The sequence below is a fragment of the Anaerosolibacter carboniphilus genome (assembly GCF_014205875.1).
Lineage (GTDB): Bacteria > Bacillota > Clostridia > Peptostreptococcales > Thermotaleaceae > Anaerosolibacter > Anaerosolibacter carboniphilus.
Genome location: NZ_JACHEN010000023.1, coordinates 40,541 through 58,247, shown reverse-complemented (window position 1 = coordinate 58,247; position 17,707 = coordinate 40,541). Strand labels below are relative to the sequence as shown.

15 protein-coding genes and 1 pseudogene are annotated in these 17,707 nt (G+C 40.7%); 3 read left to right on the top strand and 13 right to left on the bottom strand.

Features of this window, described 5'->3' with window-relative positions:
* Nucleotides 1–70: 70 nt before the first annotated feature.
* The 10 genes from thrB to fusA all read right to left on the bottom strand — a co-directional run bounded on the left by thrB (nucleotide 71) and on the right by fusA (nucleotide 11,361).
* The gene (gene thrB, locus HNQ80_RS17150) at nucleotides 71–958 is read right to left on the bottom strand and encodes a homoserine kinase (protein WP_184311899.1); all 888 of its coding nucleotides are present in this window, start codon (nucleotides 956–958) and stop codon (nucleotides 71–73) included.
* A 14-nt stretch (nucleotides 959–972) separates the two neighbouring features.
* Nucleotides 973–2,025 (bottom strand): threonine synthase, encoded by a 1,053-nt coding sequence (gene thrC / locus HNQ80_RS17145; RefSeq protein ID WP_184311898.1) that lies wholly within the window; start codon nucleotides 2,023–2,025, stop codon nucleotides 973–975.
* Nucleotides 2,022–3,266, bottom strand: coding sequence for a homoserine dehydrogenase (locus tag HNQ80_RS17140; protein WP_184311897.1), 1,245 nt, complete (start codon nucleotides 3,264–3,266; stop codon nucleotides 2,022–2,024). The genes thrC and HNQ80_RS17140 overlap by 4 nt, the downstream gene beginning before the upstream one ends.
* A gap of 11 nt (nucleotides 3,267–3,277) precedes the next feature.
* Nucleotides 3,278–3,718 carry an ACT domain-containing protein gene (locus HNQ80_RS17135; protein ID WP_184311896.1) on the bottom strand — a complete coding sequence of 147 codons (441 nt, stop codon included), beginning with the start codon at nucleotides 3,716–3,718 and terminating at the stop codon, nucleotides 3,278–3,280.
* A gap of 396 nt (nucleotides 3,719–4,114) precedes the next feature.
* A complete protein-coding gene (locus HNQ80_RS17130) occupies nucleotides 4,115–6,556 on the bottom strand; it encodes an ATP-dependent Clp protease ATP-binding subunit (protein WP_330602924.1) in 2,442 nt (813 codons plus the stop codon).
* 90 nt (nucleotides 6,557–6,646) lie between these two features.
* Nucleotides 6,647–7,681 (bottom strand): protein arginine kinase, encoded by a 1,035-nt coding sequence (locus HNQ80_RS17125; protein WP_184311895.1) that lies wholly within the window; start codon nucleotides 7,679–7,681, stop codon nucleotides 6,647–6,649.
* Between the two features lie 13 nt (nucleotides 7,682–7,694).
* Nucleotides 7,695–8,207, bottom strand: coding sequence for a UvrB/UvrC motif-containing protein (locus HNQ80_RS17120; RefSeq protein ID WP_184311894.1), 513 nt, complete (start codon nucleotides 8,205–8,207; stop codon nucleotides 7,695–7,697).
* A 1-nt stretch (nucleotide 8,208) separates the two neighbouring features.
* Nucleotides 8,209–8,676: a CtsR family transcriptional regulator gene (locus HNQ80_RS17115; RefSeq protein WP_184311893.1), complete on the bottom strand. Its 468-nt coding sequence runs from the start codon at nucleotides 8,674–8,676 to the stop codon at nucleotides 8,209–8,211.
* A 219-nt stretch (nucleotides 8,677–8,895) separates the two neighbouring features.
* Nucleotides 8,896–9,147, bottom strand: a complete 252-nt coding sequence (locus HNQ80_RS17110; protein WP_184311892.1) for a hypothetical protein — start codon at nucleotides 9,145–9,147, stop codon at nucleotides 8,896–8,898.
* Nucleotides 9,148–9,294: 147 nt separating this feature from the next.
* A complete protein-coding gene (gene fusA / locus HNQ80_RS17105; protein ID WP_184311891.1) occupies nucleotides 9,295–11,361 on the bottom strand; it encodes an elongation factor G in 2,067 nt (688 codons plus the stop codon).
* Nucleotides 11,362–11,691: 330 nt separating this feature from the next.
* Between fusA and hisC the strand changes: the two genes are divergently transcribed.
* Entirely contained in the window at nucleotides 11,692–12,825 is a 1,134-nt protein-coding gene (hisC, locus tag HNQ80_RS17100; protein ID WP_184311890.1) for a histidinol-phosphate transaminase, read from the top strand.
* 32 nt (nucleotides 12,826–12,857) lie between these two features.
* Here hisC and HNQ80_RS17095 read toward each other — a convergent pair whose 3' ends face one another.
* Entirely contained in the window at nucleotides 12,858–13,679 is an 822-nt protein-coding gene (locus tag HNQ80_RS17095; protein WP_184311889.1) for a Nif3-like dinuclear metal center hexameric protein, read from the bottom strand.
* Nucleotides 13,680–14,155: 476 nt separating this feature from the next.
* On the opposite strand from HNQ80_RS17095, the gene HNQ80_RS17090 reads away from it, so the two are divergent.
* Complete coding sequence (locus tag HNQ80_RS17090) at nucleotides 14,156–14,737, top strand: superoxide dismutase family protein (protein ID WP_330602923.1); 582 nt, start codon at nucleotides 14,156–14,158, stop codon at nucleotides 14,735–14,737.
* A 155-nt stretch (nucleotides 14,738–14,892) separates the two neighbouring features.
* A pseudogene (locus HNQ80_RS26035) lies at nucleotides 14,893–15,183 on the top strand (glutaredoxin domain-containing protein); the annotation flags it as partial.
* Between the two features lie 35 nt (nucleotides 15,184–15,218).
* Here the strand turns inward: HNQ80_RS26035 and HNQ80_RS17080 are convergent.
* Both HNQ80_RS17080 and HNQ80_RS17075 read right to left on the bottom strand, forming a co-directional pair.
* The gene (locus tag HNQ80_RS17080) at nucleotides 15,219–16,076 is read right to left on the bottom strand and encodes a YjjW family glycine radical enzyme activase (RefSeq protein ID WP_330602922.1); all 858 of its coding nucleotides are present in this window, start codon (nucleotides 16,074–16,076) and stop codon (nucleotides 15,219–15,221) included.
* Nucleotides 16,048–17,541, bottom strand: coding sequence for a YjjI family glycine radical enzyme (locus HNQ80_RS17075; protein ID WP_184311886.1), 1,494 nt, complete (start codon nucleotides 17,539–17,541; stop codon nucleotides 16,048–16,050). The genes HNQ80_RS17080 and HNQ80_RS17075 overlap by 29 nt, the downstream gene beginning before the upstream one ends.
* Nucleotides 17,542–17,707: the final 166 nt, after the last annotated feature.

The window sequence follows — 17,707 nt, the reverse complement described above, 5'->3', positions numbered from 1 at the left end:
GCTATTAAAATCCCAATTTCTATCAATAGACAAAATAAAGAGCTCTATAGGGGTGTACCCCATAAAGCCCTTATTCATAGATCTGTATACCTTCCTGATCATGTTCTAAAATCTTCACATACCAGCCACCCTCCATGGCTGATAGAAAATCATTCATTTCATCTTCAAATCGAATATTGTTTCGTTCAATCATTGCCATGAGGGTAGAACCTGATCCACTGATAACCTCCGTTTTGGAGCCTAACGCCTGGGCCTTCTGAAATATTGCCTCCAATCCAGGTATTAGCCCCATTCGATAAGGCTGATGAATTCTATCACCAGTGGCAACCCTCAGTTTTTCCAGTTCTCCATTTTGCATGGCTGCCACCAGCAAAGCAGTTCTGGATATATTAAAAATACAATCCTTCTTGGAGTAATGATCTGGAAGCACTTTTCTTGCTTCCCCAGTGGATACGGTAAACTCTGGAATCATCAAAGCAAAACATAAACTCTGTGGAATACTTATCCTTGTGTATATTACCTGATCTCCCTCATGAATCGAAGCGACCATGCCGCCCACCAGCGCAGGTACTATGTTATCGGGATGACCTTCCAATTCTGTGCCGATCCGGATCATATCTTCAAGTCCTAGTCGTTCACCCATGGCCCTATTGGCAATGACTATGCCTGCTGCAATACAAGCCGCACTGCTTCCCAAGCCTCTGCTAAGGGGGATATCTATCTTATGAGAGATCACCCTAACCCCGTATTTCTCATGATGATATTCATGAAACAGTCTTTGGATGGTCGTGTAGATTAAATTCTCTCCCAAGGGAATATCATCACACCCTAGCATCTCTATACCTGATTCAATCGTCTCTATTCGAAACTCGTTATACAGCTTTAATGCCAGCCCAAGAGCGTCGAAACCAGGTCCTAGGTTAGCCGTTGTTGCTGGTACACGTATATGATAGGTCATCGTTCTCACAATCCTTATCCTATGATTTCCTTCTCAATTAAACCAAAATCCGCCTTTAATTCTTTGATAGAACCACCAAGTCCTACAGCAGTATCAGGATCTTTGAGTCCATTGCCTGTTAAAACGCAAACAACCTTTTTGCCCTTCTCCAGTTTTCCTTCTTTATACAATTTGTAGATACCTGCGATAGATATACAGGAGGCAGGCTCTGCAAATATACCTTCTCTACTGGCTACCATGCTGTAGGCTTCAAGAATTTCCTCATCGGTAATCTTATGAATCATACCCTCCGATTCATTGAGGGCAGTTACTGCTTTATCCCAACTGGCTGGGTTACCTATTCGAATTGCCGTAGCGATGGTCTCTGGATTCTCAAACACCCGATTCTCCACAATAGGAGCTGCCCCACTGGCCTGGAAACCCAAAAGTTTAGGTAATTTATCAATTTTTCCTTCTGCCTTGTATTCCTTAAATCCTTTCCAGTAAGCGGTGATATTGCCTGCATTACCTACAGGTATAGATAAATAATCGGGAGCCTCTTCCAACTGCTCACACACCTCAAAGGCGCTGGTTTTTTGTCCCTCGATTCTGTAAGGGTTAATGGAGTTTACCATGGTAATGGGATATTTTTCTGAAATTTCCTTTACCATCTGCAAGGCATCATCAAAGTTTCCATCAATAGCTATTATTTCTGCGCCATAAGCAAAAGCTTGAGCCAGTTTCCCCATAGCAATTTTCTTATTAGGAATAATAACGATGCATCGGATGCCCGCCTTTGCTGCAAAGGCTGCTGCTGAGGCTGAAGTATTCCCCGTCGATGCACAAATAATCGCTTTAGCTCCTGCTTCTACCGCCTTGGTAACTGCCATGGTCATTCCTCTATCCTTAAAAGAGCCTGTGGGATTCAAACCATCATATTTCAAGTAGATCTCTAGTCCTGGCATTTCCTTTTCTAGATTCTCTGCTCGAATCAAGGGTGTATTGCCCTCACATAAGGTTACAATAGGTGTTTCCTCCGTTACCGGTAAGTACTTCCTATACTGATGAATTAGGCCATTCCATTTCATGAAGCGATCTCCTCCAATTTCATTATCTTTTTAATGCCCTTAATATATCCTTGTGCTTCTAAATGACGAAGCTTTTCATATCCACTCAATTCGTTCTCTATTTCTACAACACATATAACTTCTCCTTTGTCTTGAGCATCGTCAAACATGAAATTGTTAATGGAAAATAATTCACTTATGCTACCCATTACTTTGTACCGATCATCAGTCTTGATCCTCAGCATCCACTGGAAAGGATTTTCCCACTTATGACAAGGTTGCTTCCTTTCGACGATTACTTTCCCATATTTACCCTTATGGTTTTGAACAATATGGACAATATCACCGACTACCGCGCTGGCAGTAGGTAACTTCCCAGCTCCTTTTCCAATGAACATCATTTCCCCGATGGCGTCTCCTTGAAACATAATCCCATTAAATTCATTGTCGATCTGTCCAAAGGGTCCCTTTTCACTGACCATGACAGGGCGTACCGCTGCAAATATGCCATCCCCTTTTTTCTTGCTAATGGCAAGAAGCTTAATCACACACCCTAGTTTTTTTGCATATTTTATATCTTGTGCATCAATATGGGTGATCCCCTCCACATCGATCTCCTTCCAATCAATTTTCTGATCGTAGGCCAAGGTAGATAGGATGGATAATTTTCTCGCCGCATCATATCCCATGACGTCGGACTCTGGATTGGATTCTGCAAACCCCAAACGTTGGGCTTCCTGAAGAGCAGCCTTGTAGTCCATATTTTCCTTATACATTTTGGTTAAAATATAATTGGTTGTTCCATTGAGAATTGCCGCAATTTGAGAAATGTCATTGGCTGCCAAAGAATCTGTCATAGGCCGAATAATGGGTATGCCGCCTCCTACGCTTGCTTCATAGGCAAAACACACTTGATTTTCACGAGCCAATGCCATAAGTTCTTCCCCATGGGCTGCAACCAAATCCTTATTGGCTGTAATAACATGCTTTTTCATTACCAAGGCTTTTTTCACATATGCATAGGCTGGATCAATTCCTCCCATCACCTCAATCACGATGTCTACCTTTTCATGGATAACATCTTCCGCTTTGTTGGTTAACAGAGGGCTCCTCCCCTTGTGCTTATCTAGATTTTTAACTAAAATTTTAAAAACATTTAAATCGACACCTAGTTTCTGGCGTAGTTTATCACCATTTTTTTGGAGCAGGTCCACTACACCAGACCCAACGACTCCATATCCTAATACTCCAATTGACACCACTTTCCTCACTCCTATTCCATTGCGATTAGCTCTGCTCTCAATACCCCACTTTGATCTTTTAAACTGTTCAACAGTTCATCCATACCTATGATTACGCTGGAAATATCAAAAGTAAGGCTGATATTGGCTGCATTATTGATGGGAATATCCTGATGAATGGTCAAGATATTTGCCTTACAGCTAGCCAAGTGATTCAGTATATTCGATAATATCCCTGGCGTATGATTTAGCAGCAGGGATATCGTCACTTTCTGTCCCGCTGCATGCTCTGATGTAGAAAAAATAAAATCTTTATATTTATAAAAAGTACTTCTACTGATCTCAGCCATTTCTACTGCTTCCGTGACGCCCTTCGCCTTTCCAAGACGGATGAGCTCCTTGGCAAAAAGAACCTTTTCATATACATCTGGTAAGATTTCTGTGTCAATAATTAAAAACTTTTTCTTGCCCATGGTTCCACCTCTTTGTCCGTATTTTAAGCACATTTGTTTTCTTGTGGAAAACTATAGTATTCATAATAACATACTCCTTTCTTGTATACAATATATTTTTACTGTTTTTTTATGTATTTTCTAAAAATATACTAGAGATTAAGATCGTAGGGGCGAACAGTGTTCGCCAGCAGACCAGGAATACTAGCCCGTCTGTCATCCTGAGCATCGCGAAGGATCTTCCTTTGAGATTCTTCACTGCCGTTCAGAATGACAGCAATTATGCATCTATACAGAATTGCGCTCACCACAAATAACGGGCGAACACTGTTCGCCCCTACAGCTATTTCTCAATCTCCATATAAAAAAACTCCCAGGAGTAATCCCAAGATTGGGAGTTCTTCCTGAGAGCTTTTATTATTTTTCCCTAAATACAATCTCTTGATGCTCAACATCCACGAGAATGTTATCATCCTTGCTAATCTTGCCTTTTAACATTTCTTCTGACAATCCATCCTCCACCATCTTCGTAATAGCACGTTTCAATGGTCTTGCTCCATACGCCTGATCAAAACCCTTTTCGGCCAACAGTTTCTTGGCTTCTTGGGATACATCCAGTGAAATGTTCAATTCTTTCATTCGCTTAGATAAATCCTTGATCATCAATTCCACAATCCGCTGAATATGCTCTTCCTCCAATGCGTGGAACACAATGGTCTCATCAATTCTATTCAAGAACTCAGGTCTAAAGGTTCTCTTTAGCTCCCCTGTCACATTCTCTTTCATCTTTTCGTAGGCATCTCTTTTTTCATTTTCTTCATTTCCTGCAAATCCTAAGGTACTTTGCTTTTTAATGGTATGGGCACCCACATTGGATGTCATGATTACCACAGTATTTTTGAAATCTACCATTCTACCCTTAGCATCTGTCAATCGTCCATCATCCAATATTTGCAGCAGGATATTGAACACATCGGGATGGGCTTTTTCAATTTCATCGAATAGGATGACTGAATATGGTTTTCTTCGTATCTTTTCTGTCAATTGGCCACCTTCGTCATATCCCACATATCCTGGAGGAGAACCAACCAATCTTGAGACCGTATGTTTCTCCATGTATTCTGACATATCGATTCGAATCATAGCATTTTCATCACCAAAGAGGGCTTCCGCCAACGCTTTGGACAGTTCTGTTTTTCCTACTCCAGTAGGACCTAAGAAGATAAAAGAACCGATGGGGCGCTTTGGATCTTTCAATCCAACCCTTGCTCTGCGAACTGCTTTAGACACAGCCTCTACAGCTTCCTCCTGACCGATGACACGCTCATGAAGAATGCTTTCAATGTTTAAGAGCTTTTCTGACTCTTCCTGAGCCATTTTATTTACAGGAATACCCGTCCAGTCCGATACAATGGCAGCTACTTCATCTTCTCCCACCGTTGCTTGATCCCCGTGGCCTACACGCCAATTGTTCTTTCGATTTGCCAATTCATCCTTGATTTTTTTCTCTTCATCCCTTATTTTTGCTGCTTTTTCAAAATCCTGACCACTGATGGCCTCTTCCTTTTCTTTTAGCAATTCTTCCAACTTTTCCTCTAAGTCTTTTAGCTCTGGTGGCTGAGTTACAATTTGTAGTCTCACCTTTGATGCAGCCTCATCGATTACATCCACTGCTTTGTCCGGTAAGAATCGATCCCGAATATATCGATGAGACAACTCTGCTGCTGCTCTTAATGCATCATCTGTAATTTTTACCCGATGATGTGCTTCATATCGATCCCTCAGCCCTTTTAGAATCTGGATGGACTCTTCCACCGTTGGTTCTTCTACAGTGATGGGTTGGAATCTTCTCTCTAAGGCTGGATCCTTTTCAACATGTTTTCTATACTCATCCAAAGTGGTAGCACCAATGGCCTGCAATTCTCCTCTTGCCAAGGCAGGCTTTAAAATATTGGAAGCATCAATGGCTCCTTCTGCAGCACCTGCACCAATAATTGTATGCATTTCATCAATAAAGAGAATCACATCCCCTGATTTCCTGAGTTCCTCCATGATCTTTTTCAACCGATCTTCAAATTCTCCTCGGTATTTTGCTCCTGCAACCATAGAAGCTAGGTCTAGGGTGACAACCCGCTTATTTCTTAGTAGTTCGGGTATATTTCCTTCCACAATCCTTTGGGCCAATCCCTCTGCGATGGCCGTTTTACCTACACCAGGCTCACCAATGAGACAAGGATTATTTTTTGTTCTACGGCTGAGGATCTGGATAACCCTTTCAATCTCTTTCTCCCTGCCAATGACAGGATCTAACTTCCCTTCCTTGGCCATCTCTGTCAAATCTCTACCATACTCATTCAATGTTGGCGTTCCTTTATTGTTTGCCATATAATGATTGCCCTCCACGTCCTTGTTGGGAATAGAGTTGCCAAGGAGCTTGATGATTTCGTCTCTTGCCTTTCCAAGGCTTACGCCGCTGTCCACCAATAGTTTCGCAGCGATACCTTCCCCTTCTCGGATCAAACCTAATAGTAGGTGCTCCGTACCGATGTAATTGTGCCCCAGGGCTCGAGCTTCAGAAAAGCTTAATTCAAATACCCTTTTTGTTCTTGGCGTAAAGCCTAACAGTTGGGCACTATCTTCATTTCCTGTACCAATCATGGTTTCAATTCTAGTTTTTAACTCTTTTACACCAATTCCAAGGCTTAGGAGTACCTTTGCTGCAATGCCTTCTCCTTCTTGTAGTAGACCCAGCAATAGATGCTCCGTGCCTACATAATTGTGACGTAGACTTTGCGCCTCCTCTTGTGCGAGGAGAATTGCTTTTTGCGCTCTCTCTGTAAATCTCCCAAACATAGCCATCTTTCACACCTCCAACGATATTTCTTTATTCTCACTCATTGTAGTATTTCCATCAAAATTTCTATTAAGCATTTCTAAAGCATGCCGCCTCTATTTCATGCTTGTAAGCTTTTCTCTAACAATCATTGCTCTGCGAATATCTCTTTCATTGACGCTCAAAGGCTTTCCAGCACTCTTCTGTAAATAGGCTGGTTGCGCCATCACCATCATTTGATTGATGACATTTAGAGAAATTCCTTCGATAATCTTCATGTCTACCGCCAGTCTCAGATCAGATAGAAGCTTCATAAATTCTTGAGAGCTTAATATCCTAGCATTGACTAAGATTCCATAGGATCTATACATTCTGTCCTCCAGCTGGATGCGGTTGCTAGATAACAGCGTATTCCTTGCATCTCTTTCCTTTTGAATAATCTGGAGAGTCACATCCTTTAAGTTTGCGATAATCTCTCCTTCATTCCGTCCAAGAGTCAGTTGATTGGAAATTTGAAATATATTTCCCGTAAACTCAGTACCTTCACCATGAATTCCTCGTACTGCCAAACCAATTTGACTGGCTGCTTGTAGAATTCGATTGATATAGCCTGTCATGGTCAGAGCAGGCAGATGTACCATGACAGAAGCACGAATACCTGTACCTACATTGGTAGGGCAGGAGGTAAGATATCCTAATTCCTCATCAAAGGCATACTTTATATTTCCCTCCAAAACATCATCAATTTTATCTGCAGTATTCCAAGCTTCATTTAATTGAAAACCTGGTAATAGGCATTGAATCCGTATATGATCTTCTTCATTGATCATGATACTTACCGATTCATCCTTGTTCAACAAAACAGCACTTTTCTCTGCCTGATCCACCAGCGCAGCGCTAATCAAGTATTTCTCCACCAATGCCTGTTTTTCCAACTGAGGCAACTCTTCTAATTCAAAACCCTCAAAATCATTTTTCAAGGTGGTATTTCCTTCTAGGATCGCATTTCTTACCTTTTTAATCAACTCTTTGCTTTTATTTTTTGTCAGTGCTACCGGAAAAGGAAACTCTTCTATGTTTCTAGCCAGTCGAATTCTACTGCTGATAATAATATCACTTTCAGGTCCTAGCTGTTCCATCCACTTCGCCATGGTACACCCCTCCCTAATTTTCCTGATTGATTTGGCTTTCTGTCTCTCGGATCTGGTCCCTTAAGACGGCTGCCTTTTCAAATTCTTCACTACGAATTGCTTTTTCTAATTCCCCTTTTAAACGCTTAATCTCTTTTTTCAACCGAATGCTTCCACCAGCCCTTTTGGGAACCTTGCCGGTATGAATCTCACCACCCTGAACACGCTTTACAAGGGGAAGAAGTTTTTCCTGAAATGCATTGTAACAATGGGCACAGCCAAGTCTCCCTAACTGCTTAAATTTCCCATAGGTCATTCCACAATGATCACACTTCGTAGTCTTAATATAATCTACTTTGATGGGTGAATCCTGGATAGAATCCAAAAGCCCTGTTAGAAAATTGTTGATGGTGAAGGATGTATCAAAGGGCACACCCTCACTCTGCTTCGCACATTGCTCACATAAATGGAGCTCCGTTTTTTTATCATTTAATATTTTGGTTACATGGACCGTTGCTGTGTTTTTATTACAGTTCTCACATAACATGCTATTCCCTCCCATTTAAGAAAATCGTTGCCACCATGCTTTTCAATATGTTGGCCCGTATATGATCCTTTAAGTTGATCGGCGTATTAATACTTCGGTCACTGATAGCTGCCAGCATCAATCGCTTCTCTCTTTCAGAAATCAAGTCCTTCTCCATTAATCGATGGATGATGCCCTCTGCCTTCATCTTGCCAATGGCATCTCCAATTTCATCCATCAACATCCTTAAATATTGGTTTTTGTCTACATTCACCTTAACAATTTTGATATAACCGCCGCCACCTCTTCTACTCTCGATCAGATAGCCCTTGTCCACTGTAAATCTGGTCATTAACACATAGTTAATCTGAGATGGTGCACAATGAAAATAATCTGCCAACTCATTTCTTTGTATCTCTACTGCTAGATTGTTGGAATCATTTAATAGTTCCTTTATAAACATTTCGATAATATTACTAAGTCTAGACATAGGCAACACTCCATTTTTGACTTTCTTTGACCTTTCTGATTTTTATTTTAATGAATTCACTTACTGATTTCAAGGTTTATTTTCTATGTTTTTTCACCATATTTTGTTATTTTCTAAAAATAGCTTTCAATTTTTATTTTTCTCTATTTATTTTTACCACTTAATAAAACAGCCAATCATCTGATTGGCTATTTTCCATGTCTATTTTATTTTCATCTGCTAGGAATGCTTATGATTCTTTTTGCGATGAGCAACAATATGATATTTGTCTCCCTCGTTGCTTCCCTTGGGAAGTACTTCAAAACCATGCCTTTCCAGAATGCCAAAAATGTAGCCCGATTGATCAGCATCGAAAGCATCCATGGTAATGACCAATTCATCCTCAGGTCCAATATCCTTGATAATATCTATTAACTTTTCATGGGAATTTACCACTGGCTCTCTGTCATAATTTATATAATGATCACTCATCCTAAAGCCTCCTCTTTTCTTTGATCTTTTTTAGTTTTTGTAAACCCTTAGATATTATTCAATACATTTCTATTTTCAGTATTTCACTGTTCATGCCCAATGAAAAAGACCTTTTCCGAGGTGAAAAAGGTCTTTTTCATATTTCTATTATTTCTCAGCCTTCGCTGATTCAATTATTTTTTGGCTTAGATGCTGAGGCATTTCATCATATCTTTCAAATTTCATGGTAAAGCTGCCTCTTGCCTGGGTCATGGATCGTAAGTCGATGGCGTATTTCAACAATTCTGCTTGTGGCGCTTCCGCAACCACTCTCTGGGTTCCATCTCCAATCGGTTCCATTCCCAAAATTCTACCTCTACGCTTGTTCATATCGCCCATAATGTCACCCATGTATTCCTCAGGAACGACGATCTCTACATGCATGACAGGCTCTAACAATATAGGCTTCGCCATTTCAAGTCCCTTTTTGAAAGCTAAGGATGCAGCAATCTTAAAGGCCATCTCAGAAGAATCCACATCATGATAGGAACCATCATACAGTACCGCTTTAAGATTTACCACGGGATATCCTGCAAGAACGCCTGTATCCAAGCATTCTCTCAATCCCTTTTCTACAGCAGGAATATATTGTCGTGGAACAGAACCACCAAAAATCTCTTCTGTAAATATAAAATCTTCTGTTGCTGGCTCAAAACGAATTTTTACATCTCCATATTGTCCGTGTCCACCAGATTGTTTCTTATGTTTTCCTTGGACATCCGCTTTTCCTTTGATGGTTTCTCTAAATGGTATTCTCTGGTCAGCAAGCTGCACATCGACACCAAATTTATGCTTTAACTTATTGGTGATCACATTGATATGGATATCTCCTTGCCCACCAATGAGGGTTTGTTTTGTTTCAGCATTTCTCACGATCATAAAGGTTGGATCTTCCTCAGTTAATCGATTCAAGCCCACGCCAATCTTTTCCTCATCCCCTTTTGCCTTAGGCTCCACTGCCATGAACAACGTCGGCTCTGGGAATTCGATCTTGTGATACTTGACGGGATGATTCTTGTCACATAGGGTATCTCCTGTGGATGCATATTGCAGCTTGGCAATAGCTGCGATATCTCCTGCAACCACCCTGTCAGTAGGCACTTGGTTCTTTCCTCTTAACAAGAACAGATTTCCTACTTTTTCTACTTCGCCTTTTTCAGGATTAAAGATTTCCATATCTGACTTTAGTTCGCCAGATACTACTTTTAGTAAGGAGATCTTTCCTACAAAGGGGTCTACTACTGTCTTGAACACAAAGGATGAGAATGGTGCTGTATGATCGATCTTTCTTGCAACTGGATTTCCACTCTTTTCGTCAATCCCTTCATAAGGCTTCATATCCTTTGGAGATGGCATATAGTCACTGATCATATCAAGCAATGTGTGGATACCTATATTATTTATCGCAGATCCTACCAGCACAGGCACGATATCTCCGGTCAATACACCTTTACGTAGACCATCATGGATTTCCTGGGTTGTAAATTCTTCTCCACCGAAGAATTTTTCCATCAATACCTCATCACTCTCCGCTACGGATTCAATTAACATCTCCCGAATAGGGGTGATCGCATTCATCATCTCATCGGTAACCGCTATGTCTACACATTCTTTACCGTTATATTCTCTGCCGATCATATCGACCACATTGATAAAGCCTTTGAAATTATTCATTTCACCTAGAGGAATTGCAAAAGGCGCCACTGCCTTGCCAAACGTCTCTCTTAAATCATTCAATAACTTATCAAAATTAACATTTTCCTTATCCATTTTATTAATGAAAATGAACTTCGGCATCTTAAGATCGCTTGTATATTTCCAAACCTTTTCCGTACCAACCTCAATGCCTGATGATGCATCCAACAATATGATGGCCCCGCCGGCCACCCTCAAGGCGCTGCTTACCTCTCCAACGAAGTCGAAATACCCGGGTGTATCGAGGATATTATACTTATGTTCCTTCCACTCAATAGGAATTAGGGATGTACTAATGGATATTTTTCTCGCGATTTCTTCTTTGTCAAAGTCAGATACAGTATTTCCGTCCTCTACCTTTCCCAATCTATTAACGACTTTCGTCGTATACAACATCGCTTCCGTTAAAATCGTTTTCCCGCAGCCGCCGTGACCGATCAGTGCTACGTTCCTTATTTTATCACTTGGATATCCCTTCATATAGCTTCCCCCTCGCTTCATTATTGTTGTAATATTTAGACAACTAGTATTTATACTATTCTATACTTTTCAGAAAATTCCTTTATTATTTCATATTTTGTTATGGAAAAGTTAATTTTTTCACGGAATCATTCTCCTTTTGCTATATATTTCCTATTATTATGCCACGGCACTGGTAGCATATTCATAGATTAGTAAAATTAGTAAGCAATTATTTTAGGAGAACGTTTTCATATTTTTAAAAAATGTAATACCTTCTGTAAAATCTTTATGTTATAATAATTTTGGATGACTTACATTTTTTTTGTAAATTGAGAGGAGGCACCTCAAATGGCAATTCAACATAGACCTGAAATTATGGATCTACAGCCTTATAGGCCTGGCAAACCCATTGCTGATGTAAAAAGAGAATACGGACTTACCCATGTGGTAAAGCTAGCATCTAATGAGAATCCTTTAGGATATTCTGAAAAGGTTGGGGAAGCTATTCGGCAAGCCTTAGATCATTTGAGTTTATATCCAGATGGAAATTGCACAGAGTTAAAAGATGCACTAGCGGCCAAGTTTGGTTTAAAGCCATCTCAAATACTCCCTAGCGGCGGTTCCGATGAAATGGTAGATATGATCTCCAAAGCCTATGTAAACCATGGGGATGAGGTAATTGTAGCAGACGTGACTTTTCCTCGGTACATTTCTACAGCAAAAATGATGGGTGGTACTCCTGTGGTTGTACCTCTGAAAGATTTTACTTATGATTTAGACAGCATCTATCAGGCTATCACCGACAAGACAAAGCTCATATGGCTCTGTAACCCAAACAATCCTACGGGTACCATGTTTGGAGAAAAGAAACTTCTCGAATTTTTAGATAAAGTACCTGGTCATATTATGGTCATTTACGATGAAGCTTACAATGAATACGTAACCAGAGATGATTATCCTAGGGAGGCCTATAAACTCATCGATCGTTACCCTAACGTTCTAGTGATGAGAACGTTTTCTAAAATCTATGGCCTAGCTGCCCTTCGTGTTGGTTATACCATGGCCAACGAAGAGATCATTACTGCATTAAATAAAATTCGGAATCCCTTTAATGTAAGTAGCGTTGCCCAAATGGCGGCCATCGCTGCCCTGTCAGATCAAGATTTCGTATCAAAAGCCTATGCCCTGAACAAAGAAGGAAAAGAGTATATTTATCGTGCCTTTGATGAAATGGGCATCACCTACGCCCCTTCTGAGGCAAATCATATTTTCTTCAACTGTCAGTATGATACCCAGGAAATTTTTAGTGAAATGCAAAAACGAGGAATCATCATTCGACCAATGTTTGACACCTACGCCAGAGTATCCATTGGCACCATGGAAGAAAATCAACTATTCATCCGTACATTGAAAGAAGTTTTCATCGTGCTGGAAGCAAAAAAAGAAGCAGCTTGTGGCTGCGATTGTTGCACATGTAAGTAATGCAAATGGGGAGCCAAAGCTCCCCTCTTATTTTATTCGATAATTCCTGACATCCTTATCACTTCAAGTCCTTTTTTCTCCAACTCCCGAATGAATATATTCAATCCGATGGAATCGCTGGCCATGTGGCCAGCCACAATGACATTTCCGATGTTTTGTTTCTCTACTTCTTCTCTGACGTCCTCTGGTACATGCATGCAGATGATCGTTCCTACACCTGCTTCAAAATAAGCCTTAAAAACATCTGCCCCTCCATTGGTTCCTCCAGCCATCAACACAGCTACCTTTCCTGCATAGTCCCTTTCACTTCCCACACGAATCACTGGTCCTGCTGGCGTATGCTGATATTCATAAATCTCATGCAAATATGTAATCAGGTCTCCTAAAGTAGCCTTGGGATTGTCTTTGATCTTCTCATTGATATGATCCTGGACAAATCTTTCTGTTACAATATCTGCAGGCAGATGAATGTTCATGTAAGGCATTTTTAAAAGCTTCGCTGCAGACCGCACCTTGTCATAATTTCTTGCATGCCCACCTCTTTCCAAAAGGCCAATCTTTTTCTTCAGGAGTTTTTGTCCTTTGTTAATCGGTATCCCAAATTCCATCATTTTATCAATTTGTACGTTTAATACCTTATGGAAGTATACATCTTGTTCTCCTGTATGAGGATGATGGCTAATCACCAAATCTACATTTAGCTCTTTCGCCAGTAAGATTTCTGGAGTTTCCATATCCACGCCAATCAATATCTTTTTAATATTCTCTCCTTCAACAGAAATTCCAGAGTCAAAGGGTACTTCTTCCAGGTTGGCCAGTTCCAAAGCAACATTCATAATTTCAGAAGTATTCATTTCTCTATCGCCCTCTCCATAAAAATTTTATTATATATATTTTATATTTTTTTAAAAATAATAGCAATCATAAATAGGACTATTCACAGAAAAATACGACATAAGATTGAGATCGAATAAAAGCAGTAGGGACGAACAGTGCTCGCCCGCAGACCACTAATACCAACCCAGCTGTCATCCTGAACATCGAGAAGGATCTGTTTTTAATCTTTTAGATGCTTCGCTGCACTCAGCATGACAGTAATTACGATGTTGCCTATAATAGATATTCCCAAATACCAGGCGATTCGTGAATCGCCCCTACAACCTTAATCTTAATCTGTGATATTTATGTTGCATTCTTTATCTAATATGTCTCTATCTATAACATCTTTATCTCAACATGCATAGGATAAAGTGAATAGTGTTAGATCATATCATCCAAGTTTTTTCAGTAAATCCCACCACTCTAATATAATTGAAAGGAGATACATCTTATGCAATATCCTTATTATCCAGGTTACTATATGGATACCGCTCCCTATATGCCCATGTATCCAATATCTTCATATTATCAACGTCCTTCCTTCCGAGGGAATAATACTTCATCCACTCCAACCCTCGCAATAGCCCATCTCAAAGGTGGCCCCTTGGCACCAGATTTAAGAGGCGTGGTCTATTTTAAAGATGTCCCTGGCGGCACAGAGGTCTATGTCCAAGTGGTTGGCCTTCCACCTTATCAACCAGGTAGTAAAGAGAAACCTCCCATTGGGCCCCATGGCTTTCACCTCCATGAAAAAGGTGATTGTACCATCGGTGACCCTGAAAAACCCTTCGAAGCAGCAGGCCAACACTGGAATCCCACCAATCAGCCCCATGGAAATCATGCGGGAGATTTTCCTGTATTGTTCTCAAATGACGGAGTTGCAAAAATGACTTTCTTTACAAATAAATTTAGAGTAAAGGATGCCATTGGAAAAGCTGTAATCATCCATCAAAGTCCCGATGATTATCGTAGTCAACCTGCTGGCGATGCTGGAAAGCGTCTGGCCTGCGGCGTCATTCAGCGTAACGATTAAATGCTTCTCATCCATTTCTATCACACGCTTGCTGGTTTCTACATCCTTTGGGTATAATGAAAGTAGTGATTTTGCAAAATATCTGACATACAAGGGAGGCATCCTCTATGCAGCCAATCATCGTTTTAACAACAAAAACATGACCCCATTGCCATACTGCGAAAGAGTATCTTTCGAGAAAAGGAATTCCATTTATTGAGAAGGATGTTCACCATGATCCTGCCGCTGCAAGGGAAATGACACAGCGAAAAATTACAGGTGTCCCCACTTTTCTCATCGGTGACGAGGCCATCGTAGGCTTCAATCCCGAAAAAATTGAACGCGCACTGAAATTTACCATTCTAGACTGTCCTTCCTGTCGTTCAAGACTAAGGGTCCCTACGAACAAGGGAAGAATCCGGGTCACATGCCCTAGCTGTTCCCATCAATTTCAAATGGAAACATAATAACAGACCTTCCCGATGATCTGGGAAGGTCTGTTTTATACAATGATTATATGTTTGCAGCCCTCTTTTCTTGCAAGGTCCATGAGGTCTTCCATCAACTCATCGGAGGGTTCTTTTAAGTTTGCTGCCTCTTTTCGTACTCCTATTGGACGAAATCGGATGAGTTTATATCTTATATCTGGATCTAGCATCGCAAGCAGCTGACCGGTCTTTTGAACAGTTTCATGATTATCCAATAGCGCTGGTACGATCACCGTTCGCACTTCGTAGAGCTTGCGCTGCGCTGCAAGATATCGGATGCTTTGTAAAACCAAAGTGTTCTCCTGTCCAGTAAGCATTTCATGCGCTTCTACATCCCAAGCCTTTAGGTCCACCATGGCCATATCCATATCTTCTCCCAGGATTTTCAAGTGACCCATGGACACAAAACCATTGGTGTCTAGAAATGTAGTCAGCCCCATATCTTTGGCTTTTTTAAAAAGTTCCTTAACAAAATCTATCTGCAGAGTACACTCTCCCCCCGATACCGTAATACCGGAAATAAAAGGTCTTACCTTTTGAATCTGAGAGATTACCTCTTCTACGTTCATCTCTCTTACCTTTGGCGAACTGGTATGGGGACATGCCTTTATACAGTGATCACAATGCTGACACAAATCCTGATTCCAATCGACTTTTCCGTCTTTCCAATCTAAAGCGCTATAGGGGCAGCAGGTTGAACAAATACCACAGTGATTGCATAGGTGAATGGTCTCAGGATTATGACAATAGATACAGTTAAAATTACATCCCTGGAGAAAGATCACCATTCGGTTTCCTGGTCCATCCACAGCACTAAAGGGTATGATTTTATGGACATAACCCTTAGTCATTCTGCGTGACCTTTCGATCATATAGATTTTGTTTTTCAGCCGCCTCCAGTCCTAATCCTACTGTATCGTGGAGTACCTGTTGGCCCTCTTTTAGCTTTTTCATCTCTGATTTCTTTACTAAATACCCTGTAATTCGCATTAAATCATTATCGCTGCAAGAGAAAGCAAACATCCTTAGCCCCTTTTCCATGGCACCTTGAATAATATTCAACACAAATTCTGGATTCTTCCTTGCTGTGGTTTCAAATGTAAAAATATCACTGATTCCGGATGGAAAAAGGGGATGAAAATTTGCTGCATGAAGAATATGGTCCATGAGTTCTGGTTCCTCACCAATGGGAATTCTACAGCCTGCGGTTTCTTCCACATCCCCGGAGATTCCTGACTGGGCGTGAAGTAAAAATCTTTTCCCTGTAGCAATGCAATAGGGGCTTTCATATTGATTCACTTCTCGCTCGATGGTTTTAATGATATCATAACCTAGCTTCATTGCTTTTTCACTATGTCCATAACGTTCTTTTGGGGTCTTGGCATCTAAAAGTAGATTTACGCATTGAGCCAAGCCAAATATTCCAAACATGGCAGTAAACCGATCTTTTCTCACAAGTTCCTCCTCCACAAGGAAACTGCTTTCAAAGAAACCACTTTCCTCTACAAGGAATCGAATTCTCTCATCGATCAAAATATTCATCAACTGAACTGCCCGCGGAATATAGACTTTCAAAAACTCTTCCAAGCTACCCGCTTCCTCGGCCAATTTTTTCAGATTCAGCCGTACCAAAGTATAGCTTCCACCCCCTATGGGCAACCCATTATAACAACTGGCAGTACCATAGGCTGTTCCGAAATCCTGCACAAACATTTCATGATTGGCAAAATACGGCTTCGATACTTCTAATCCTGTAGATATGGCTTCCAGGGCAAACTCCCTCTCCGTATCTTTGTTATACTTAAGGGTTAGATTCGGTACAGCATTTTTCAACTCCTTTTCAGCCTTCAAAATCAATCGTCCAGCTTTCGTTGCTTTGGGACCAATATTGGCATGGACAAAGGAATCTGTCAATGTACGATCAATGTGGGTTAAAAATAATTTAATGGCTTTATAGGCTTCCTCTTCATCATCGATAAATGGCTCTAATAATTGATCCAATTCTCCAAGAAAGACTGGAAAAGATGTAATGGAGGGTACATGCTTATAGAGGATCAACAGATGATTGATGGCCTCCCCCAAACTCTCTGGGGCTTGTAGCCCTAAGAAGTTGCTGCCCTGTTTCATGAACCTTTGATAATCCGGCAGAATGTATCTTGGTCGATAGGGTGCGTTGCCTTCAAACATGTCACAAATAATACCTTTATCCATATAAGATTTTACATTCTGAGAGATATTCAGCACTTGAATACCGTTCTCTGCCTCCCTGGCAAGCTGTATAACCTTTTGTTGATAAGTTAATGTCTGATCCTTGATAACATTTATCGTATTGTTCATACAATTCTCACCTCATGTCATATACTCTATATCTATTATAGCACTCTCTGCCCTTTATAAATAAACAATATATAATTAATATTATGACATAATAGTAGAGGCGTGCATTGCACGTCCATGTTCGTAGGCAATGATCCATTCTCCGACGCCCAATGGGCGCCTCTAC